This is a genomic window from Neomoorella stamsii, assembly GCF_002995805.1.
In the GTDB taxonomy this organism is placed as follows: domain Bacteria; phylum Bacillota; class DSM-521; order Neomoorellales; family Neomoorellaceae; genus Neomoorella; species Neomoorella stamsii.
In genome coordinates, this window is the sequence record NZ_PVXL01000026.1 from 49,743 (window position 1) to 72,258 (window position 22,516).

21 protein-coding genes are annotated in these 22,516 nt (G+C 53.0%); 17 read left to right on the forward strand and 4 right to left on the reverse strand.

Annotated elements, in window-relative coordinates; translation table 11 throughout:
* The first annotated feature begins 459 nt into the window (after positions 1 to 459).
* The 4 genes from dsrA to MOST_RS04500 all read left to right on the forward strand — a co-directional run bounded on the left by dsrA (position 460) and on the right by MOST_RS04500 (position 4,225).
* On the forward strand, positions 460 to 1,878 hold the full coding sequence (dsrA, locus tag MOST_RS04485; RefSeq protein ID WP_054936485.1) for a dissimilatory-type sulfite reductase subunit alpha: 1,419 nt from the start codon (positions 460 to 462) through the stop codon (positions 1,876 to 1,878).
* 15 nt (positions 1,879 to 1,893) lie between these two features.
* The gene (dsrB, locus tag MOST_RS04490) at positions 1,894 to 3,081 is read left to right on the forward strand and encodes a dissimilatory-type sulfite reductase subunit beta (RefSeq protein ID WP_054936486.1); all 1,188 of its coding nucleotides are present in this window, start codon (positions 1,894 to 1,896) and stop codon (positions 3,079 to 3,081) included.
* A 32-nt stretch (positions 3,082 to 3,113) separates the two neighbouring features.
* On the forward strand, positions 3,114 to 3,344 hold the full coding sequence (locus MOST_RS04495) for a dissimilatory sulfite reductase D family protein (RefSeq protein ID WP_054936524.1): 231 nt from the start codon (positions 3,114 to 3,116) through the stop codon (positions 3,342 to 3,344).
* A 254-nt stretch (positions 3,345 to 3,598) separates the two neighbouring features.
* Entirely contained in the window at positions 3,599 to 4,225 is a 627-nt protein-coding gene (locus MOST_RS04500; RefSeq protein WP_054936487.1) for a tetratricopeptide repeat protein, read from the forward strand.
* Between the two features lie 6 nt (positions 4,226 to 4,231).
* Here the strand turns inward: MOST_RS04500 and MOST_RS04505 are convergent, their stop codons facing one another.
* Positions 4,232 to 5,302 (reverse strand): DVU0298 family protein, encoded by a 1,071-nt coding sequence (locus tag MOST_RS04505; protein ID WP_054936488.1) that lies wholly within the window; start codon positions 5,300 to 5,302, stop codon positions 4,232 to 4,234.
* Positions 5,303 to 5,305: 3 nt separating this feature from the next.
* The gene (locus MOST_RS04510) at positions 5,306 to 5,551 is read right to left on the reverse strand and encodes an FmdB family zinc ribbon protein (protein ID WP_054936489.1); all 246 of its coding nucleotides are present in this window, start codon (positions 5,549 to 5,551) and stop codon (positions 5,306 to 5,308) included.
* Positions 5,552 to 5,706: 155 nt separating this feature from the next.
* Between MOST_RS04510 and MOST_RS04515 the strand changes: the two genes are divergently transcribed.
* On the forward strand, positions 5,707 to 6,324 hold the full coding sequence (locus MOST_RS04515; protein WP_054936490.1) for a lytic transglycosylase domain-containing protein: 618 nt from the start codon (positions 5,707 to 5,709) through the stop codon (positions 6,322 to 6,324).
* On the opposite strand, the gene ccsB is transcribed toward MOST_RS04515, so the two are convergent.
* Complete coding sequence (gene ccsB, locus MOST_RS04520; protein WP_054936491.1) at positions 6,321 to 7,130, reverse strand: c-type cytochrome biogenesis protein CcsB; 810 nt, start codon at positions 7,128 to 7,130, stop codon at positions 6,321 to 6,323. The two genes, MOST_RS04515 and ccsB, sit on opposite strands and share 4 nt — an antisense overlap.
* Positions 7,131 to 7,188: 58 nt before the next feature.
* On the reverse strand, positions 7,189 to 8,229 hold the full coding sequence (locus MOST_RS04525) for a cytochrome c biogenesis ResB family protein (RefSeq protein ID WP_054936492.1): 1,041 nt from the start codon (positions 8,227 to 8,229) through the stop codon (positions 7,189 to 7,191).
* Between the two features lie 204 nt (positions 8,230 to 8,433).
* On the opposite strand from MOST_RS04525, the gene MOST_RS04530 reads away from it, so the two are divergent.
* The 12 genes from MOST_RS04530 (at position 8,434) to MOST_RS04585 (ending at position 22,512) form a co-directional block, all read left to right on the forward strand.
* On the forward strand, positions 8,434 to 8,967 hold the full coding sequence (locus tag MOST_RS04530; protein WP_244267004.1) for an RsbRD N-terminal domain-containing protein: 534 nt from the start codon (positions 8,434 to 8,436) through the stop codon (positions 8,965 to 8,967).
* Between the two features lie 12 nt (positions 8,968 to 8,979).
* Positions 8,980 to 10,602 carry a sulfate reduction electron transfer complex DsrMKJOP subunit DsrK gene (gene dsrK / locus MOST_RS04535; RefSeq protein WP_054936493.1) on the forward strand — a complete coding sequence of 541 codons (1,623 nt, stop codon included), beginning with the start codon at positions 8,980 to 8,982 and terminating at the stop codon, positions 10,600 to 10,602.
* Entirely contained in the window at positions 10,595 to 10,990 is a 396-nt protein-coding gene (gene dsrJ / locus MOST_RS04540) for a sulfate reduction electron transfer complex DsrMKJOP subunit DsrJ (protein ID WP_054936494.1), read from the forward strand. Before dsrK ends, dsrJ begins: the two co-directional genes overlap by 8 nt.
* Positions 10,990 to 11,766, forward strand: a complete 777-nt coding sequence (gene dsrO / locus MOST_RS18160; RefSeq protein ID WP_054936495.1) for a sulfate reduction electron transfer complex DsrMKJOP subunit DsrO — start codon at positions 10,990 to 10,992, stop codon at positions 11,764 to 11,766. The genes dsrJ and dsrO overlap by 1 nt, the downstream gene beginning before the upstream one ends.
* Positions 11,767 to 11,834: 68 nt before the next feature.
* Positions 11,835 to 12,992 carry a sulfate reduction electron transfer complex DsrMKJOP subunit DsrP gene (gene dsrP / locus MOST_RS04550; protein ID WP_054936496.1) on the forward strand — a complete coding sequence of 386 codons (1,158 nt, stop codon included), beginning with the start codon at positions 11,835 to 11,837 and terminating at the stop codon, positions 12,990 to 12,992.
* A gap of 20 nt (positions 12,993 to 13,012) precedes the next feature.
* Positions 13,013 to 14,005 carry a sulfate reduction electron transfer complex DsrMKJOP subunit DsrM gene (gene dsrM, locus MOST_RS04555; RefSeq protein WP_054936497.1) on the forward strand — a complete coding sequence of 331 codons (993 nt, stop codon included), beginning with the start codon at positions 13,013 to 13,015 and terminating at the stop codon, positions 14,003 to 14,005.
* Positions 14,006 to 14,178: 173 nt separating this feature from the next.
* Complete coding sequence (locus MOST_RS04560; protein ID WP_106007041.1) at positions 14,179 to 14,874, forward strand: GntR family transcriptional regulator; 696 nt, start codon at positions 14,179 to 14,181, stop codon at positions 14,872 to 14,874.
* Between the two features lie 259 nt (positions 14,875 to 15,133).
* Entirely contained in the window at positions 15,134 to 17,335 is a 2,202-nt protein-coding gene (locus MOST_RS04565) for a CDC48 family AAA ATPase (protein WP_054936499.1), read from the forward strand.
* 157 nt (positions 17,336 to 17,492) lie between these two features.
* Positions 17,493 to 18,440 carry an oxalate oxidoreductase subunit delta gene (locus MOST_RS04570; protein WP_054936500.1) on the forward strand — a complete coding sequence of 316 codons (948 nt, stop codon included), beginning with the start codon at positions 17,493 to 17,495 and terminating at the stop codon, positions 18,438 to 18,440.
* A 21-nt stretch (positions 18,441 to 18,461) separates the two neighbouring features.
* On the forward strand, positions 18,462 to 19,649 hold the full coding sequence (locus MOST_RS04575; RefSeq protein ID WP_054936501.1) for an oxalate oxidoreductase subunit alpha: 1,188 nt from the start codon (positions 18,462 to 18,464) through the stop codon (positions 19,647 to 19,649).
* A gap of 29 nt (positions 19,650 to 19,678) precedes the next feature.
* Positions 19,679 to 20,623 carry an oxalate oxidoreductase subunit beta gene (locus MOST_RS04580; RefSeq protein WP_054936502.1) on the forward strand — a complete coding sequence of 315 codons (945 nt, stop codon included), beginning with the start codon at positions 19,679 to 19,681 and terminating at the stop codon, positions 20,621 to 20,623.
* Between the two features lie 287 nt (positions 20,624 to 20,910).
* Positions 20,911 to 22,512 (forward strand): L-lactate permease, encoded by a 1,602-nt coding sequence (locus MOST_RS04585; RefSeq protein ID WP_054936503.1) that lies wholly within the window; start codon positions 20,911 to 20,913, stop codon positions 22,510 to 22,512.
* The last annotated feature ends 4 nt before the right edge of the window (positions 22,513 to 22,516 follow it).

Consider the following 22,516-nt stretch of genomic DNA (forward strand, 5'->3'; position numbering starts at 1 on the left):
GGCGGCAGGCTTCCAGCCTGCCGCTTTTGCTTCTGGTAGAAATGAAGAAAAAAATTCGGCCGGCAGCAGGAATTTAAAGAGAAATAGCGAACTAAATTTATAAATAGCAAAAGTAGTTCCTTCAGCAACAAAGGGGTATGGTATCACTTGTGAAAAAGGGGGAAAACCAAAGCCATAGGAAGGAGGAGTATCCCTCCAGATGTTATAAAAATACCATAAACTCCAAGAAGGGAGATGTTAAGTTTCGGAAAGCGTTTTAAAAAGAGGTTTGGGATTGCGCTAACTATTCCTTGCAGTTCCGGCCGGGAAACGCTAACGATAGTACTTTCAAATTGATTACCGGGAAGGAGGCGAAGTTAGATCATCCCTGCGGATTGGTATTGGGCGTCGCTGCACCAGGCTTTCACGCCGGGCGAGGATTGAAAAAATAAACAAACACCAACAAAGGGGGTATTGCTGATGGATTTTAAACCAAAGCGGCCACAAAAGGAACTGAAGTATGAAGAGTTACGCATCTACACGGACGAAGAACTGCATAACTACACGGAAGAAGAGCTTAAAGATTTTAAGATCAAGCATGATATTCCTGATTTAGAGGAGCTGGAGAAGGGGCCGTGGCCCAGCTTTGTCGCCGACGCCAAACGGGAAGCCCTGCACCGCAAGAAACTCCCTAAAGACCGGATGATGATAGACCAGGACGTAGTGGACGACTTGCTTGGCCAGCTGCAATTATCCTTTGATGACGGGGAAACCCACTGGAAGCACGGCGGCATTGTCGGCGTCTTTGGTTATGGCGGCGGCGTTATCGGGCGCTACTCCGATGTTCCCGAAAAATATCCTTCTGTTGCCCATTTCCATACCCTGCGCGTCAATCAACCGGCCAGTAAGTTTTACAAAACTGACTTCTTGCGGGCCCTGTGTGATCTCTGGGAGTTCCGGGGCAGCGGCATGTTCAATATGCACGGCTCCACCGGTGATATCATCCTGCTGGGGACCACCACCGAACAGTTAGAGCCCCTTTTTTATGACCTGACCCATGAACTGGACCAGGATCTTGGCGGTTCGGGCTCGAACCTGCGCACGCCTTCTTGCTGTGTCGGCAAGGCCCGCTGCGAATTCGCCTGCATCGATACCCAGGATTTGTGCTACGAGCTGACTACCCATTACCAGGATGAGCTGCACCGCCCGGCCTTTCCCTATAAATTCAAGATCAAGATTGATGGCTGTCCCAACGGCTGTGTGGCTTCCCTTGCCCGTTCTGACATGGCTTTAATCGGTACCTGGCGGGACGACATCCGCATCGACCAGGAAGCAGTCCAGGCCTATATCAGGGGTGAAATTCAACCCGATGGCGGTGCCCATAGCGGTCGCGACTGGGGTAAGTTCGATATCCAGAAGGAAGTCATTGATCTATGTCCTACCGGGTGTATGGCCATGGAGGACGGCGAGCTGGTGATTAATAACCAGGAATGCAACCGTTGCATGCACTGTATCAATACCATGCCCAGGGCTTTAAGGCCTGGCACCGACACGGGCGTCAGCATCCTCTTTGGAGCCAAAGCGCCGATCCTGGAGGGCGCCCAGCTGGCGGTATTGACCGTTCCCTTTATGAAAGCCGAAGCACCCTACGACAACATAAAAGAGCTGCTCGAGAAGGTCTGGGACTGGTGGATTGAAGAAGGCAAGAACCGCGAGCGCCTGGGCGAACTGATCCAGCGTAAAGGGTTGCCCAGGTTCCTGGAGGTTATCGGTGTCCCGGCTGCTCCCCAGATGGTTAAAATGCCGCGCACCAACCCATATATCTTCTGGAAAGAAGAAGACGTACCCGGCGGCTGGAAGCGCGATATCAAAGATTACCGTCTGCGGCATAGACGATAGGAGGAGGTTGCGATCATGGCCTTATCGCAAGAGCGCCTTGGTAAATACAACCCGGAGAAACCGACAGAAAAAAGGATTACTGATATTGGGCCCAGGCACTTCTGGGAGTTTTTCCCACCGGTTATTCAAAAGAATTACGGCAAATGGCTTTATCATGACATCTTAGAGCCGGGCATTATGGTTCATGTTTCCGAAACTGGAGACAAGGTTTTTACCGTAAGATGTGGCGGCTCCCGGTTCATGACGGCCGAAAACGTCCGCGAGATCTGCGATATCGCCGATAAATATTGTGACGGCTACGTCCGTTTCACTACCCGCAATAACATCGAATTCATGGTCACCAGCTATGAAAAGGTAGAGGCTTTGAAAAAGGACCTCCTAAGCAGGAAATATATCTCCGGGAGCTACAAGTTCCCTATCGGCGGTACGGGTGCAGGGGTAACTAACATTGTCCATACCCAGGGCTATATCCATTGCCATACCCCGGCTACCGACGCTTCTTCCATGGTCAAGGCCATCATGGATGAGCTGATGGACTACTTTACAGGCATGACCCTGCCAGCCCATGTCAGGATTTCCGTGGCCTGCTGTTTAAATATGTGCGGGGCCGTACACTGCTCTGATATCGCCCTGCTGGGCATCCACCGCAAACCCCCCATTGTGGACGATAATATCGACTCGATCTGTGAAATACCCCTGGCCATTGCCGCCTGCCCGGTGGGAGCCCTGTCGCCTGGAAAAACGGAAGACGGGAGGAAAACGATTAAGATTAAAGAAGAACGCTGCATGTTCTGCGGCAACTGTTATACCATGTGCCCGGCTTTGCCTATTGCCGATAAGCTTGGTGATGGGGTAGCCGTCCTGGCCGGCGGCAAGATATCCAATCGCATCAGCGAACCCAAGTTCTCTAAGGTAGTCGTACCCTGGCTGCCCAATAACTTCCCCCGCTTCCCGGAAGTGGTGGCCACCGTCAAGAAGATCATTGAAGTTTATGCCGCTGATGCAAGGAAGTATGAGCGTATCGGCGACTGGGCGGAAAGGATCGGCTGGGAGAAGTTCTTTGAGAAGTGTGAGTTGCCCTTTACCGAGCACCTGATTGATGATTATCGCCTGGCCTACGATACCTACCGTACCAGCACCCAGTTTAAATATACTGGGGCGGCCTGGGAAGTCTCCAGGGCGGCAGGAGGTATTGACGACTAGGCCTGCCTGAAGATAAGGGGGTATGAGCGATGATGGAGGAGATTAAAAAGGCCATCCTCGAGTTTGCCGAGACCAGTAAAAAGAGCAAGTTCTACTTCAAGGACCTGGAAAAGGCCGTCCAGGCCAAGATCCCGGAAGCCAAAATGAGGGACATTAAAAAGGCTGCTACGGAACTGGTTAACGAAGAAAAATTAATCTATTTCTCCACCGGTAGCACCACCATGTACGGTTTAAAGGGAAGGGGTGTAACTGAAGACCAGTAGTTAGGCAGGTATGAGCAAAAAAATAGTATAAAAGCTGGCTTTTGTTTGAAGCGAGCGGCCAGCACTCAACTCGCAAAGGTTTTGTTCACAAAGATTCACCTGCGTTAAACGAGTTGAGTGCTGGGCGCTCCGCAAAGGCCAGGAAGCGAGGGAAAATAAAGCCCAGCAAATACGTTTTTTAGGAAAAGAGGCTGCCAAACTTATATGATAGCAGCCTCTCCTTATATTAGGCCGTTACAGGAAGGACGAAGGTGATGCAAGAACCACAGGACTTTGAATCATTTATTGCCGGGCAAAAGCGCATCCTGGCGGAAAACCCCGGGTGCGCCACGGCGCTCTACAACCTGGGTGTTTCCTATATGCAGCAGGGGAAATGGGACGAGGCTATTGTGGCCTTTGAAGAGGCGATTGCCAGCAGCGGCCGCATGTTTGAGGCTTATGTAAACCTGGGCTATATCTACTGGCAAAAGGGAGACCTGGAAAAGGTAGTGGAAGCCAACGAAAAAGCCATCACCATCGAGCCGCGGTATGCCAGGGGTTATGCCAACCTGGGGTTTGCTTATTCCCAGATGGGCAGGACTGAGGAGGCCATTGCCGCCCTGGAGAAGGCCATCGAGATGAACCCCAGGATCGTCCAGGCGTGGAATAACCTGGCCAACTGTTATCTCCAGCAGGGCGACATCGCCAAGGCCATCGCCACCGGTCAGAAGTTACTGGAGATGGCACCTGATTTTGCCCTGGGGCATAATAATCTCGCCTATGCCTATTATTTAAACGGCAATTTTACCATGGCAATTGAACACGTTGACCGGGCCATTAAACTTGGATTTAAAGTCCACCCGGATTTTCTCAAAGAACTGGAACCATATCGTAACAGTTAAGGTAGGTCAGAGCCTGGCCAGGGCTTCAGACGCCAGTTGCGCCACTGTCTTTTTTTGTAAATTGCCGCTGTCGTAGAAGGTTACTGGCTGCCCGTCATCCTGAAGACCCTGTAGCATATCCCTGGCCGTTGCCGCGCTTAAGTTGCCAAGGAGCCAGGCCGTATAGCCCCTCGTTGCAGGGTCCGGGTCCTGAAGAAAGGGTAGAAAGCGTAAGCAGGCCGGGCGGATAAGCCCGGGTTTTACCCTGGCAATACTGCCGATGGCCCGCAGGGCCTGGGGCCGGAGGGTTGTGTCTACCAGCAACTGGTACAGCGTTGGGATATACCCGGCAAAGGTTTCCGGGAGGTTGGCGATAATTGCACCGGCGGCATCGATGGCCCCCCAGCCTGAAGAACCAGGGTCCGTAACGGAGGTTAATAATCCCTGCAGCAGCCGGGCAATAGTTTCCGGGTCCTTTTGCGCAATGACGGCGGCTACTTTACCTAAAATATCAGCGGCCCGGAGGCGGAGTAGTTCGTCACCAGCATAGAGAAGCCGCTGCAGCTCCCTGATCAGGCGCCGTTCAAACCTGGCTATATTTAAAATGGTTTCGACCTGATATTCATTTACCAGGGCCTCTATTTCTTTTTTAGTGAACTTCTTTTCACAAGGAGGCGCTGTAGATGTTTGGGAGGAAATGGCTGCAGCCCGCTCCAATTTGTTTTGCATCCCCTGGCGGGTGACCTCCAGAATGTCCGGGTGCAGTTTAACGAAATAAAGGGCGCCGGTTATTCTCCTGCCCTCATAAAACCCGCCGGGAACAATTAAATGGGTTTCATAGTCGTAGTTCTCAACCAGCTTTTCCAGGTAATCCTCCTCTGGTAGCAGACCCCAGGCCAGGTCCCAGTCCAGGTTACAGCCAAAGACCAGGGCTTCAATGAAGGCCGCTCCCAGGTTATGACCGGTTATATCGCAGGCATAGACGGCACCACAGGAACAGGCACCCACCGGCATTTCGTTTGGCCGGCGAGTAACCTGCTCTTTTGGCCTAGCAACGGGCAACCCGCAAAAGGGGCAGGTGGGCTTGAGGGTAATCAACCTTTATTCCTCCGGTCCCGGGATATCCAGGGTCATGCAGTTGCTGCCGGGGCTGCAGGATTTGGTCGTGAGCTTTGGTTTTTGCTCACCCTTTCCCGAACGGGTGAGAAAATTAACCCGGCTGATTACCCGTTCCAGGGACCGGGACTGGCACCCCGGACACTGGAGTTCGACCTTTTCGTGCATACTGGCAAAACGCTTTTCAAAAAGTTTCCCGCACTCCAGGCAGCGAAATTCGTATATAGGCATTATTATTCTCCCTTTTTTAAGTCTTTGTCTCAGCATTATTGTAACAACCCTGGGGTTTTACGTCAACAACCGGCGCATTCCAGTTAAACTATCCCCGGTTGCTGGTGATTATGGTATAATGAGGTGCAGGTGCTTAATAAGGAAGGGAAACAGGTATGGATATCAGTACCCTGGCGCCGCTGGTAGCAGCCTGGGCCAAAATGCAGGCGACTGCGGCAGGTAATACTGGCGGCATTAAAGATAGCTTCAATAATCTTTTTTACCTGGTACTCCTGGCGGAACTGGAAGAGGGACAATCTCCGGCAGTAGAGGCAACAGGGACGGGCAGAAAGCCGGCAACTGCCGCCCATAACCCTCGTTCTGGGGCCCGCAGCCTGCCCGAGCCTGGTTTTAAGGACCTCATCAGCCGGGTGGCGGCCAGGTACAACCTGCCGGCAGCCCTGCTCCAGGGTGTAGTCGAGGCGGAGTCCGGCTTTAATCCCCGGGCGGTATCACCGGCCGGGGCCATGGGGCTCATGCAGCTCATGCCGGCGACGGCCAGGGCCCTGGGGGTGACAGATCCCTTCAACCCGGAAGCCAACCTGGACGGCGGCGCCAGGTACTTAAGGCAGCTTCTGGACCGCTTCCAGGGTGATCTGGCCCTTGCCCTGGCAGCCTACAACGCCGGCCCCGGCGCCGTTAAACGTTACGGCCACATTCCTCCTTACCGGGAAACGCGGGCCTATATCCAGAAGGTCCTGGCCGCCGCTCGCAGGTTTGAAGGCCTGGCCTAAACATATACATAGCTGTGGGCGCCAGGAAGGAGTAGTGAGACGCCAAACAAGGTAAAGAGCACCGCCAGGAAGCCCACGATGGCCATAATGGCGGCCCTTTTCCCCCGCCAGCCGTAAGTTTTCCGGGCGTGGAGATAAGCGGCGTAAATCAGCCAGGTAATTAAAGCCCAGGTTTCCTTGGGGTCCCAGCCCCACCACCTGCCCCAGACCTCTTCGGCCCAGACGGCCCCGGTAATTAGAACCAGGGTCATAAAGGGAAATCCTACCGCTACCGACCAGTGGAGCAGGTTATCGATCTTAGCCAGGGGCGGCAGGATACTTTCGCCGATGCTGTCGTATCCCTTTTCTTTGAGCAGATAAATAATGCCTAAACAAAAGGACAGGCCGAAGGCGCCGTAAGCGATGATGGCTGTAAGAACATGAAACTGCAGCCAGATGCTCTGGAGGGCCGGCATCAGGGGCCTGGTGCCAGAAGATAAGGTATTGCTATAGGAGAGGATAATTACTTCCAGGAGAGCTACCAGAACCATTAACAGGTCCGATTTGATCATCTTGCGGGAAATAAGATAAAACAGGAGAATGCCCCAGGCAAAAAGCAGGGCAAATTCGTATAAAGTAGCCAAGGGCAGCCTGCCGCCAGTAATACTGCGCAGCACCAGGGCCAGGGTCAGGGAAGCAAAGGACAGGACCAGGGCCCCTAGGGCCAGGGGACCGGTATATTTGTTGGGTCTCCATAGGGAGATTAGGCTTAAAGTAACGGCTGCCAGCAACAAAATATAGGCTACAAGGTTAAAACTGGATTCCATATCTTGGCGCCACCTCTCTTTTTACTTCTTCGCTTTTACTTGTTCGCTGGTGACGATGCTAACTGTCATGCGGAGCTCTTCCCGGAACATGTTTATCAGGCATCAGGTAGCGAAGAACAAAACCCAGCAATAACAAGATAAACCCGGTGTAAATTATTCCAACCCCCGGGTCTTTTTTGATCTCCAGTCCGGTGTAATAACGGTAGCCGGAAAAGGTAACGGGATAGCCGTCCACGACTTTCGTTTCCTTCTCGGCCAGGACTTGCCTCGCCGTTACTTGATGATCCTGGAAAAGGACGACAGCCAGTCTGGGGTTATTGGGCAAGGGGGAACGTGAATGTAACCTGCCCCCTTGTTCATCAAAATCAGGAATAAAGAAAAACATCAGCCTTAAGTTTTTGCCCAGGTCGATGTCAAGGCCCCGGCCACTGGCCAGGTCAAAGGGTACCACTTTACCGTCAATAACGGCCTGTCCCCGGGCCAGCCAGCCGTAACTGGTCTGGTAAATTTTTAAGCCCTTAAATTTTAAGGGACGGTTTACCCAGATATCTTGCTCAATTTCCTGGCCATCAGCTGTTTTAAGGGATACGCTGCTAATATACTGCCTGGGCTGGAGGTTTTCGTAATATTCGATTTTAAACTCCTTAACCGTTAAAACCTGGCCCGGAAAACCCCTGCCGGCCAGGTCGAGGCTGTCGCCGACACCGATTTCAACATAGGTATGCCGGCCCATAACCCCGGATATGACCGCCCCGGTCAGGATCACCAGGATACTTAAGTGCAGGATAATGGAACCCCACCCACGCCGGCCAGGGGCTTTTTTTACCCGCCGTAGCGAGCAGGTCAGGATATTGACGGCTAAAATTGCCCCCACGGTAATAAACCACCAGCTGCGGTATAAGTGGTCCAGGGACAGGAGGACAATCAATCTTCCAGGCAGTTCTCCGTAATAAGCACGGTAGAACCCTGCGGGCTGGCCCTGGGGAAGGAAGCTCCCCAGGGAAGCCAGGACTCCCAGGAGCAATAAAAGCAAAAGCCCCAGTTTCATGGAAGATAAAAGTCCTAAACTCGGACGTTCCTGGTTGTTGTTGCCGGCCAATGCCATCACCTTTTAGTAGGATTCTGTCAGTTAAGGATGAGTATACACTAGCGGTTGTCCGGTGGTCAATGGAGATAGTATAAATACATTTTGACGTACAAAAAAATATTACTGCCCGCGGCAGGAATTTTAAGAGAAATAGCGAACTAAATTTATAAATACCAAAAGTAGTGCTCCGGTGAACGAAGGGACTGGGGGGAGTTTGTGAAAGACGGCAGAAATAATATCTTACCAGGTACACACGAAATTTTAACCCAAAGGAAAAGTGCCATTTTACAAAAATGGTATCAGAGAATCCTGGACTCTTATCCTGCGGAAGCGGCCCGGTTTTTCAAGGAAGAACAGGACCGGTTCGCCAATCCGGTGGGCACGACCATCTACCAGGGATTAGAGGGCCTTTATGAGGAGATCCTCCAGGGGATGGAAGCTGGCAGGGTCAGGGCCTGTCTCGATAGTATTATCAGAATTAGGGCGGTCCAGGATTTCTCTCCTTCCCAGGCCATCGCCTTTATCTTCCAGTTAAAGCATGTGCTCAAGGAGGAATTGGCCGGTGAAATCCGGGAAAAAGGTCTTTCCCTGGAGGCAGTGGAAGCCCGGCTGGAAGACCTGGCCCTCCTGGCCTTCGATATTTATATGCAGTGCCGGGAGCAGCTCTGGGAACTTAAGGTAATGGAGATCAAAAATAGAACCGCCAGGATCCTGGAAAGGGCCAACCTGACCATAAATTTTCCTTATTGAGAAGGTGGGAAAATGGCATCGCTACCGAAACCTGATGAACTGCTGGCGATTAATTATAAACCGCCGCGGACGGGGTGGATGGATACCCCGGTAAAATTCAGGCGCGGCACCTACCTTTATGGTGCCAAGCCCAAAAACCTGGAAGCTGTCGGCCTCCCCAACCCCAGGGAATGGTCACCGGAGGAGGAAGACTGGAAACTCCCGGAAAACTGGCAGGAAATTATCCTGGAAGGCCTGAGGGAACGGCTGGGCCGGTTCCGTTCTCTACAGATCTTCATGGACGCCTGCGTGCGCTGCGGCGCCTGTGCCGACAAGTGCCATTTCTTCATCGGCACCGGGGATCCCAAGAATATGCCGGTCTTGAGGGCCGAACTGCTCCGCTCGGTGTATCGCAAGGATTTTACGACGGCGGGCAAGCTCCTGGGGAAACTCTTCGGGGCCAGGGAACTTACCCTGGACGTCCTGAAAGAATGGTACTACTACTTCTTCCAGTGCACTGAATGCCGCCGTTGTTCAGTTTTCTGCCCCTTCGGCATCGACACGGCGGAAATCACCATGATCGCCAGGGAACTCCTCAACCTGGTCGGGTGTAATATCGACTGGATCGCCGCCCCGGTAGCCAACTGTTACCGGACGGGAAATCACGTCGGCATTGAACCCCATGCCTTTAAAGATATGGTTGAGTTCTGTGTCGACGAAATTGAAAATATCACCGGTATCAGGGTGGAACCGACCTTCAACCGCAAAGGTGCCGAAATCCTCTTCATCGCACCTTCCGGTGACGTTTTTGCCGATCCCGGTACTTACACCCTCATGGGTTACCTGATGCTTTTCCATGAAATCGGCCTTGACTACACCTTCAGCACCTACGCTTCCGAGGGCGGTAATTTCGGCATGTTCACCTCTCATGAGATGATGAAAAGGCTCAATGCCAAGATGTATGCCGAGGCAAAAAGGCTAGGGGTGAAATGGATCCTGGGTGGTGAATGCGGCCATATGTGGCGGGTCATCAACCAGTACATGGATACCATGAACGGCCCGGCCGATTTCTTGGAGGAACCGGTTTCTCCCATAACCGGCACAAAATTTGAAAATGCCAGGTCCACCAAAATGGTCCATATCGTAGAATTTACGGCCGACCTGATCAGGCATAACAAAATTAAACTGGATCCCAGCCGCAATGACCACCTGAAAATAACCTTCCATGACTCCTGTAACCCGGCCCGGGCCATGGGGCTCTTTGAAGAACCGCGCTATATCCTTAAAAATGTCTGCCGGAATTTCTATGAGATGCCGGAGAATACCATCAGGGAGCAGACCTTCTGCTGCGGCAGCGGGTCGGGACTTAATTCCGATGAATATATGGAAATGAGGATGCGCGGCGGCTTCCCCCGGGCCAACGCGGTGAAGTACGTTCGGGATAAATACGGCGTCAATATGCTGGCCTGCATCTGCGCCGTTGACCGGGCCGTCTTCCCGGCCCTCATGGATTACTGGGTACCAGGCGTGGCGGTTGCCGGCGTCCACGAGCTGGTCGGCAATGCCCTGGTAATGACCGGGGAAACCGAAAGGGAGACAAATCTGCGGGGGGAACCTTTGCCTATAAAGGGAAAGGAGGAGAACGGCGGTGAATGATTCCCGTTACATTTTTACCGGCCTGATTGTGTTTATCGTTCTGGTGACCTTCCCTTTCTGGGCCAATGCAGGTAAAGCCGCCCCGGCACCAGCACCCAGCCTCGACACGCCGGCCATCCAGCAGTTACCCGAGAAACAGTGTGTTGAAGCCACAGCGTACATGCGCACCGACCATATGAAGTTGCTGGATGAGTGGCGCACTCAGGTTGTCCGGGAGGGTAAAAGGATTTATGTAGCCAGCAACGGCAAAGAGTACGAGATGAGCCTGGAGAAGACCTGCCTGGAATGCCACTCCAGCAAGGCCCAGTTTTGTGACCAGTGCCATAATTACTTAGATGTCCAACCTGACTGCTGGACTTGCCATATTGAGCCAAAGGAGAATAAGTGATGGAAACGAGCAGGAGAAATTTCTTAAAAGCCGGTGGCGCATGTCTCTTGGGGCTCACCATCTGGCCGGCAGTTAAGGGCTTCGCAGGTAATAGCACGGAGTATATTACGAGCTCGAAAGCCCTTAGCGGTGAGAAATGGGGCCTGGTCATTGATATGAAAAAGTGCTGGCCCAAATATCAAGAAGGTTGCCGGAAGTGTTTCCTGGCCTGCCAGAGGGCTCACAACATACCTGATATTGCCAATAAAGAAGAAGAAATAAAGTGGATCTGGACGGAGCCCTATGAAAACGCTTTTCCGGAGCAGGAGCATGAGTACATTGCCGCCAGTATCAAAGGCAAACCCTTTATCGTGCTCTGCAATCACTGTGAGAACCCGCCCTGTGTGAGGGTTTGCCCCACGAAGGCAACCTTTAAACGCCGGGACGGCATCGTCATGATGGATTATCACCGCTGTATAGGATGCCGCTACTGTATGGCTGCCTGCCCTTATGGCGCCAGGAGCTTTAACTTTAGCGACCCGCGGCCTTTTATCAAAGAAGTAAACCCAGAGTTTCCCACCCGGGAAAAGGGTGTCGTGGAAAAGTGCAATTTCTGTGCCGAAAGGATCGACACCGGCCTGCCACCGGCGTGTGTTGAAGCCTGCCCGGCCGGGGCCCTGGTCTTTGGTGACCTGGATGACCCCAACTCAGAAGTAAGAAAGATACTGGCCAGCCGTTATACCATTCAACGTAAACCCGAACTTGGGACCCACCCCTGTATTTATTACCTCGTTTAAGGTCCATACAGGATGGCGCAAGAGCTACCATGGGACATAAGAAGTGAATTTATGGAGGATGGATAGATATGCTGGTTAAGGCTTTAACTGGGAGTAAAAAATACTGGGGGTGGACAATCTTTTTACTCGTCCTGATCACGACAGGTTTTGCCTGCTACCTCTGGCAGTTGCAAAAGGGCCTGACCATCACCGGCATGAGCCGGGACGTTTCCTGGGGGCTGTACATCAGCCAGTTTACCTTCCTGGTGGGAGTGGCGGCCTCAGCAGTGATGGTCGTCCTGCCCTATTACCTGCATAATGTCAAAGCCTTCGGCAGGATTACCATCCTGGGAGAGTTCCTGGCCATTGCCGCCCTGATCATGTGCCTGTTATTCGTAATAGTAGATGTCGGTAAACCCATGCGAATTCTTAATATGATCTTCTATCCCACCCCTAACTCGATGTTCTTCTGGGATATGATCGCGCTGAACGGGTATCTCCTGTTAAATATCATTGCCGGCTGGCATGCGCTGGAGGCAGAATATAAAGCCGTTCCGCCCCCGGCCTGGACAAAGATATTAGTTTATATCTCCATCCCCTGGGCCGTCAGCATTCATACTGTTACGGCCTTCCTCTACGCCGGCCTGCCAGGCAGACACTACTGGCTGACGGCCATTATGGCGGCCCGCTTCCTGGCGTCGGCCTTTGCTTCCGGCCCGGCTCTGTTGATCATCCTAAGCTATATTATAAAAAGGGTCAGCAAATTTGATCCCGGCAGGGAAGCCATCCAAAAGCTGGCGGCAATAGTCACCTACGCCACCATCATCAGCGTCTTTTTTGTCGGCTTGGAGATTTTCACCGCCTTTTACAGCCAGGTACCGGCCCATGGTATGGATACCCTCAAGTACCTCTTTGCCGGCCTGGATGGTCATGGCAAGCTCGTACCTTGGATGTGGACCTTTGCCATCCTGGCGGTACTGGCCCTGGTCCTTTTAATTAACCCCCGGACGCGCGCCAGGGATACTTACCTCCAGGCAGCCTGCGTAGCAGTTTTTGTCTCTATGTGGATCGAAAAGGGAATAGGCCTGGTCATCGGCGGCTTTATACCCAATCCCTTTGAAAGGGTTACCGAGTATGTGCCTACTTTGCCGGAAACCTTAATTGCCCTGGGAGTGTGGGCAACTGGCTTCCTGATACTTACCTTCTTATATAAAATAGCCATTGCTGTCAAAGAAGAAACAGTTTAGCGGAAACGAGGGGTAAAGATATGGGAATGGCCTTTTCCTTCTTTATCGTTATCGCCTTAATTATGGTTGTCGCTCTTGGCGTGGGAGTGGCAGGGTTGCAATATCTGTTTGGGGTTATCATACCCTATGCCGCCATCGCCATCTTTTTGGCAGGGATGGCCTACCGGGTCATTAAGTGGGCACGGGCGCCGGTCCCTTTCCGTATACCCACCACTGCCGGGCAACAGAAATCCCTGCCCTGGATCAAAGCGAGCACCTTTGATAACCCTTCCAGCACTGCCGGCGTGATCGGCAGGATGGCCCTGGAGGTATTGCTCTTTCGCTCCCTGTTGAGAAATACCAGGATGGAATTACACCAGGGCCCCAGGCTGGCCTATCACTGGGAAAAGTGGCTGTGGCTGGGGGGACTGCTGTTTCACTGGTCCTTCCTGATTATCTTCCTCCGTCACCTGCGCTTTTTTACCGAGCCGGTGCCGCCCTTTGTGTCCCGGCTGGAAGGTATTGATGGATTTTTCCGCTTCGGCCTGCAGGGGCTCTATATAACTGATATAATTATTTTAGTTGCTGTGACTTATCTCTTTCTCAGGCGGGTGGTTATTCCCCAGGTGCGCTATATCTCCCTTCCTGCCGACTACTTCCCCCTCTTTTTGATCCTGGGAATAGCCAGCACGGGTATCCTCATGCGCTATTTTTTCAGGGTAGACATTACGGCAGTTAAGGAATTGACTATCGGGCTGGTGACCTTCAGTCCCAGGGTCCCGGAAGGAGTTGGCATTCTTTTCTACATCCACTTATTTCTCGTATGCATACTGGGGGCTTACTTCCCCTTCAGCAAACTCGTGCACATGGGCGGGATCTTTTTGAGCCCTACCCGCAACCTGCCCAACGATAGCCGCGCCAGGAGGCACATCAACCCCTGGAATTACCCGGTCAAGGTTCACACCTATGAGGAGTACGAGGAAGAATTCAGGGAAAAAATGAAAATGGCCGGCCTGCCGGTAGAAAAGGGGTAGAAAGATTGAACGCGCAATCTTCCCCGTTAAAAGCGGGGAAAGGCGCGTTTTACTTTTACTTGCCCCCTTGTTTTTTGGTAAAATATGTGCTAATTTTGAGTTAAGGTATCCCATATACCATATGCGGCCAGGGAACGGCTTGTGTTTAAGAAAAAGACGCAGGAGGGGATATGATGGAAAGCTTGCTTGAACCAATCGACCTGCAGAACTACCAGCCTGTGCGCCAGGAAGCCTACAATGCTTTACGGGAAGCCATCCTCACCGGCCGCCTGGAGCCGGGAACCCGCCTGGTGGAACGGAAAATAGCCAAACAGCTGGGCGTCAGCCGCACACCGGTACGAGAGGCCATCCGCAAACTGGAGCTGGAAGGCCTGGTCGAGCACCTGCCCCGGCGGGGAGTGGTGGTTGCCCGCATGTCCACCCGGGAAGCCTGGGAAGTCTACAGCATCCGGGCCGTTCTGGAAGGACTGGCCGCCCGGCTGGCTGCTGAACATATTAATCCCATGCAGCTAAAAAGATTAAACGAACTTGTAAATGCCATGGAAAAGGCCTGTGACGAAGAAGATCACAACAGGTTGCAGGAGTTGCACCTGGAGTTTAATGAAATCATCTGTAGGGCTGCCGAGAGTCCACGCCTGCACCAGATGATTGATAACCTGGTGGATTATATAGTAGGCTTTACCAGGGTTGGGTACAGTGTCCCTGGCCGGACAAGGACTGCAACCAGGGAGCACCGGGAGCTGCTGGAAGCCCTCATGAAAGGTGATGGCGAAAGGGCGGAAAGAATTGCCCGGCAGCATATAGAAAATTCCCGCCAGGCCTACTTCCTCCAGCTGGCTTTAAGGGATCAAAAAAATACCAGCTTTTAACGAAAAAGTTTTGATTAACCAGCAGGAATCTTCGGCGAGGTGTCGAATAATTTTAAACGGAAACACAAGGTATACCAATCGTGATATTTAATACCTGGTCTGTTGGTGGTCTAAAATAGCTAACAAAAGTAGCATAAATTCGACAGGCTATATAGTTCAAGGGCGTACAGGTACAGAAAAAAGCGGCAGTTTTAAAAACTATATTTAAAGGTATACCGTATACCAGTCATATTAAATGGACGGCGAGGGGACGCTTTTTATGCCCGCAGCTGGTGTTAAACTCCGTGTTTGTGAAGGTATGGTCGAAGATGCCCGCAAGGGTATTGTAAGAGTACTTTCCGACGTGATGGAAGAATTGGGCTTAAAGCCCAATGATGTGGTAGCCATTACCGGCAAGCGGACGACGGTGGCCAGGGTTATGCCTGCCTTTCAGGAGGGGTGCCCGCCCGGGAACATCCAGATGGATGGTATTTTAAGACAAAATGCCCAGGTCGGTATTGGTGAAGGCATTACCCTTACAAGTCAGGAGTGGCAGCCGGCCCGGACTGTCATCCTGGCACCGATACTCCCGGGCTGGACCCTGGCCGGTGAACATGAGATTGTTCATTTGAAAAAACATTTAATTGGCCGCGCCCTAGTGCCCGGGGACCAGGTAACTATCCCCCAGTTTACCGGTGGCGATGAGGCCTTTACTGTCGAAGGGGTAGCGCCTCGCGGAGCGGTAGTTATTACCCGCGACACGGCGGTACGCTTTAAAGGCGGCGAGGACACGGAAGGCCGGAGCCAGCGGGTGACATATGAAGATATTGGTGGCCTGGCCAAAGAAGTCCAGCGGGTCCGGGAAATTATCGAACTACCTTTGAAATACCCGCAATTGTTTCACCGGCTGGGTGTGGAAGCGCCGAAGGGCATTCTTATGTACGGCTCTCCCGGTACGGGCAAAACCCTCATTGCCCGGGCCGTAGCTTCCGAAACGGATGCCCACTTCATTCATGTCAACGGCCCGGAGATAATGCATAAATACTACGGTGAAAGCGAAGCCCGCCTGCGCCAGGTTTTTGACGAGGCCAGGAAAAAGGCACCGAGCATCATTTTCCTGGATGAGATTGATGCCATCGCGCCCCGCCGGGCCGACGTTCACGGCGATGTCGAAAAGCGCGTGGTAGCCCAGTTGCTGGCCTTGATGGACGGACTGGAATCCCGCGGCAATGTCATTGTGATCGCAGCCACCAATATCCCCGACCTGGTGGACCCGGCCCTGCGGCGCCCGGGCCGCTTTGACCGGGAGATAGCCATTAACGTCCCCGACCAGCGGGGCCGGCGGGAGATTTTGCAGATTCACACCCGGGGCATGTCCCTGGCAGGAGATGTCTCCTTAGATCGACTGGCAGCCATTACCCACGGCTTTGTCGGTGCCGATCTGGCCGCCCTCTGCCGGGAGGCGGGCATGTACGCCCTGCGCCGCGGCCTGGCCCGGTTCCAGCTGGGTAAGGGCTCCCTGGATGACCTGCAACTCCAGGTAACCATGCGTGACTTCCTGGATGCCCTGGCAGAGGTAGAACCCTCGGCAACGCGGGAGTTTGCCATGGAGATTCCCTCGGCCGGGTGGCAGGATGTAGGGGGCCTCGCCGAGATTAAAGAGCGCCTCCAGGTCATGGTCCAGTGGCCCCTGCGGTATCCCGAGCTTTTCCAGCAATTTGACCTGCCGGCACCGAAAGGTATCTTGCTTTCTGGGCCGCCGGGCACAGGCAAGACCCTGGTAGCCAGGGCCCTCGCCCGGGAAAGCGGGATAAACTTTATCCCTGTCAACAGTTCCCTCCTCTTTTCCCACTGGTGGGGGGAGGCGGAAAAGACCCTGCACGAGATTTTTCGCAAGGCGCGCCAGGCCTCTCCCTGCCTCTTGTTTTTTGATGAAATCGATGCCCTGCTGCCCGCCCGTAAAAGCGGCGAAGGGAGCAACATTGGCAGCCGCCTGGTATCCCAATTTTTGATGGAACTGGACGGTCTAGAGGAACTGCGGGAAGTTATCGTCCTGGGGGCAACCAACCGGATTGACATCCTCGACCCGGCCGTCCTCCGGCCCGGACGCTTTGACCAGATCCTGGAGTTTCCTTACCCGGACCAGGCGGCCCGGCGAGAAATATTCGAGATCTATTTACGCTCCCGGCCGGTGGAGCGTGGCCTGAATTTAGACAACCTGGCCCAGGCAGCCGAAGGCCTGGTAGGCTCAGAAATAGAAGCCGTGTGCAAGCGGGCAGCCTTGCTGGCTGTAGCCGAAATAGTCAAGGGAGATACGGCTAACGAACCAGGGAGGGGTGTTATCAAAACTCGCCACCTGGAGCAGGCCCTGGCTGAAGTCCAGGGGGAAAAACACCAGGCGCGGACCGGGGTGGATAACCGCAGTGTCCGCCCCGTCTGGAATAATGTTATTCCTGGAGCAGTGACCAGACTGGGGAGGTGAGGCTGGAAGACAAAACAGGAACTTTTAACGGCAGCGGCCGGGACCGGCTCCCACTGCAGCTTTTGGAAGGCCCGGGCACCGGCTGCCAGAAAGACTCCCGGCTGTGGGAGAGCACTCCCTTTGCTGACATTGAGAGGCAAGAAAGGAGGAACGTCAATTGTCCACTCAAGAACTTTTTGCCGAACCCAACCTGAAGCAGATTACCGTCTGGGCCCGCGGCGTGGTCATGAATAAAGACGCCCGCGACATCGTGGTGGCCTTAACGGAAGCTGCTGCTAAAGAAGGCAAGTATGTTCAGGCCTGGGAGAACTATGTTGACCTCCCCGACCGCATCTATGTCCCGGTACGGGCCTACGCCCGCATCAGCAGCGATCCCATTGAAAGCAAATACGTTTACGAAAATGAGAACCCGGATATTGTCGTCGTTGTCGAGGAAACCCTGGTCAAGGGTGTCCCCATCCTGAAGGGCATCAAGCCGGGCAGTACCCTGGTGGTCAATACCAGGCGTAGCATCGATACCATCCTGGAATTCCTGGGCGATACCGGTAACCTGGCCCGGGTTGTCACCGTTGATGCCAACAGCATGGCCCAGGCCGTCATGACCCTATCCGGGGCTGAAGGCGCGACTGACGCTACCGGTATTGGCGCCGGTATAGCCGCCCCCATTGCCGGAGCCGTTGTCAAGGCAACCGGTATTGTGGATATTGATAACCTGGCAGCAGTAGTCAAAAATCCTGCCGCCATGCGCCGGGGCTACGAAGAAGCGCAAATAAGGCAGCTGCCGGCCCATGAAGTGGTAGAAGAAGTAGCCGTAACGGCCAGGGAACTCTTGAAGCAAATGCCCTTTGCCGGTACTGTCCCCTCACCGCAGACCGAAAATGAAGGCATGATTACCGGGAACTGGCGCATCCAGCGACCCGTCCTTAACCAGGAAGCCTGCACCCAGTGCTGGACCTGCTGGATCTCCTGCCCGGATTCCTGCATTACCATGATTGACGATGGGCCTGCCTTTAACCTCAAATACTGCAAAGGTTGCGGTTTGTGCACCGCCGTCTGCCCGAGCGGTGCCATAGCCCGGGTTCCAGAATTAGATTTTAAAAATTAATCTTTTCAGGAGGTGAAAAAGATGGGTAAAGTAAAAAATATTTCTGGTTGTGTGGCGGTAGCCCATGGCGTCCGCCTGGCAGATGTTGACGTGATCTGTTCCTATCCCATCCGCCCCTATACCGGCATTATGTCGGAACTGGCCCGTATGGTGGCTGACGGTGAACTGGATGCCGAGTTCATCCATGGTGAAGGCGAGCACGCCCAGCTGAGTGTCGTCTATGGGGCTTCGGCTGCCGGGGCGCGGGTCTTTACCGGTAGTTCCGGCGTGGGGGTAACCTATGCTTTCGAAGTCTATTCCCCCATTTCCGGTGAGCGCCTGCCGGTGCAGATGGCCATTGCCGACCGGACCCTGGACCCACCCGGGGACTTTGGTGAAGAACATACCGATGCCGAGTGCTGTCGCGACCAGGGCTGGATCCAGGGCTGGGCCTCCACGCCCCAGGAAGCCCTGGATAATACCCTGATTTACTACCGGGTAGGTGAAGACCCGAGGGTATTACTGCCCCAGTACGCCTGCCTGGATGGTTATTTCGTCAGCCATATCCTGGGCCGGGTGGATATTCCCGATGAGGCCCAGGTCAAGGAATTCCTGCCGCCTTATAAGAACCACCATGTCCTGGATCCCAGGAACCCGCAGATTATCGGTCCCCAGATTGAGCCAGCCATGGGACCGCCCCTGCAGTACCAGCGCTACCAGGCCGTTAAGAATGTGCACAAGGTTTTAGAAGAGGCCTGCGATGAATTCGCCCGCATCTTTGGTCGTAAATATGATCCCTACCTGGATGAATACCTGACTGATGACGCTGAGATCATCATGTTTGGCCAGGGTGCCCACATGGAAACGGCCAAAGCAGTGGCCCGGCGCCTGCGCAACCTGGGTGAAAAAGTTGGCGTGGCAAGGCTCAGGACTTTCCGGCCCTTCCCGACAGAACAGATCAAAGAACGATTGTCTAAATTCAAGGCCATAGGCGTCCTGGATGTATCGGCCAACTTCGGTATTTCCTGCAGCGGCGGTGTCCTCCTGTCGGAACTCAGGGCAGCCCTCTATGATTACGGCGATAAGGTCAAAACCGTAGGCTTTGTGGCCGGCCTGGGCGGCGAGGTAGTCACCCACGACGAATTCTACCGCATGTACCAGAAGTTAAAGGAAATCGCCAGGACCGGCAAAGTTGAGCAGACTGCTTACTGGATCCCCTTTGAATTATAACGTTTACCCGGAAGGAGGGAAAAGTAATAATGCTGGAACGGATTACTTCCCTGAAAAAGGCTCCTGTGGAAGAGTACTATGTCCCCGGGCACCGTACCTGTGCCGGTTGCGGCCCGGCCCTGACTTATCGCCTGGTGGCCAAAGCTGCCGGTCCCAATACCATCTTTATCGGTCCTACCGGCTGCATGTATGTGGCCAATACCAGTTACGGCTGCGGTCCCTGGCGGGTTCCATGGATCCATGCCCAGATTACCAATGGCGGTGCCGTAGCTTCTGGTATTGAAGCTGCCTTTAAAGCCATGATCCGCAAGAAAAAGACTGACGCCGAATTCCCCAACATCATCGTTATGGCCGGCGACGGCGGCGCCGTGGACATCGGCCTCCAGGCCCTATCGGCCATGCTCTACCGCGGCCATGACGTCCTCTTTATCTGTTACGATAATGAATCCTACGCTAACACCGGTATTCAAACCTCCCCGACCACGCCCTACGGTGCCCATACGACCTTTACCCCACCAGGCCCGGTGGTGCCGGAAGGGAAGAAGCTCTTTCCCAAAGATAACCCCAAGGTCATCGCCCATGGCCACCCGGAATTGAAGTATGTAGCTACGGCCTCCATCGGCTGGCCGGTGGATTTAATGAACAAGGTGCGTAAGGGCCTGAACCAGGAGGGCCCGGCTTATATCCACATCCATGCCCCCTGCCCCAAGGGCTGGCAGTTCCCGGCCGACAAGACCATCGAAATGGCCAAACTGGCCGTCCAGACGGGCATGTTCCAACTCTACGAATATGAGAACGGTGAATACAAGCTCTCGGTAAAGATCGACAAGCGGAAGCCCGTCGGCGAATACATGAAGCTCCAGGGCCGCTTTACTCACCTGCACCCCGAGCATATCGCCAAAATGCAAGCCTTCATCGACGCCAGGTGCGCCGAAGTGGGCATCACGGTACCGGCGGTGGCTACTTCAGTTTAATACTCAACTATAAGTTCAGTAACGCTTTGCTCCAGGTAACCTGGAATGGTTACCTGGAGCAAACCCTATCTGTTTTGCCGGGAATACATGGTGAAATTTACAACGACTTTTCTATGCCAGTAACTGAAATTTATAACACCGTTTGCAGTACCAGCTACTTTTTTCAAAATAACATAAGCCATAAAAATAGCTATTCCACATCCAAACGCGGCCTGATAAGTCAGTTAATTCGACAAATTAGGATGAAATTTAGACAAATCTATTATATAAAGGAGGTTCAGTTAAGTATGCAGGGTCTGCCGCAAATGAGCGTTTGGTTGTGGTTTTTGTGTTTGGTACCCATTCTAGCCGTATTAATTCTAATGATGGTTTTTAGATGGAGCGGTGGGCGTTCGGGAGTAGTAGGATGGGTTTTAACTTTAATTGTAGCCTATATCTGGTTCGGTGGCCACCTTCATATTTTATCTGCAGGCACTTTAAAAGGCTTGTGGGCTACTGTATGGGTGCTGTACATTATCTGGGGTGCCATGACAGTTTACAATGTTGTCGATTTAGTGGGTGGCTTTAAAGTTATTTCTGATACTTTTACCCGCTTAACTGGAGGCAATAAGATTTTACAATTGCTTGTTTTGGGCTGGGCTTTCCCAGGTTTTGTGCAAGGGGTATGTGGTTATGGGGCGCCGGTGGCCGTTGCGGCACCATTACTGGTGGGCCTGGGGTTTGATCCTATATTTGCTGCAGCTACGGCGCTCATTGGCCATTCCTGGGCGGTGACTTTCGGTTCCCTTGGTTCCTCCTATTCAATTTTAGAAAGATTAACTACTCTGGATCCAGGTCGATTGGCCCTGTTTGCCGCCTTTTTCCTGGGCATAGCCTGTGTTTTATGCGGTTATAGTATTGCTCATATGTACGGTGGCTGGAAATGTATGCGTGAAGGCACCCCGGCTATCTTGCTAATTGGGGTGACCATGGGCGCCGTATTGAACCTGGTAGCCAATTTTGTTGCTCCTTATGTGGCTTCCTTTGTAGCCGGAGCGGCGGGTCTAATAGTTGGCGGCCTGGTTGTTCCCAAATTGCCTATGTATCGTCCGAAAGTTGCTGATTATACCACCGTAGAGGTAGCTGCCACAAATGAACCTTACAGTTTTAACGTAGCCTTTTTTGCTTATTATGCATTAATAATAATAGTATTTACTGTATATTTAATCCAACCACTGAAGGCATATTTAGCAGGTTTGATAAATATAGGATTTCCTTTTCCGGAAACAACTACTTTGCTTGGCTTTACCAATAAAGCAGTCAAGAAATACCAGTCTATTGCTGTGTTTACTGCTCCCGGCACATTGATTTTTACAGCAGCCTTTTTATCCTATTTGTTTTATAAAGCGCGTGGCCTGTGGCCGGAAAAAGGAGGCCAAAAGTTGCTTAACCGCATTATTAAGCAGGCCATGGGCGCTACCATGACGGTTACGACCATGACCATGATGGGCGTAGTCATGATGGAAGTGGGCATTACCCGTTATTTAGCCGAGGGTCTGGCCAACACGGGGAGACTTTATCCTATCTTTTCCCCCTGGATTGGTGTTCTAGGTGCTTTCATGACTGGCAGTAACACCAATTCCAATGTACTTTTTACCGGCCTTCAGTGGGACGTGGCTAAACTGCTGATGATAAGTCCCTTTGTAATTTTAGGCCTGCAGACTTCTGGCGGTGCAATTGGAAATATGTTTTGTCCCATGAATGTGGCTTTGGGTACCGGCGTAACCGGCCAGGGCGGGCGTGAAGGCGAGTGCCTGCGCCGCACGGCCCTGTACAATGCTATTCTTACTTTTGTAGTAGGAATCCTGGGCTGGTTAATCCTCTATGTATTTTTCCCGGGAATCGAATAGGAGG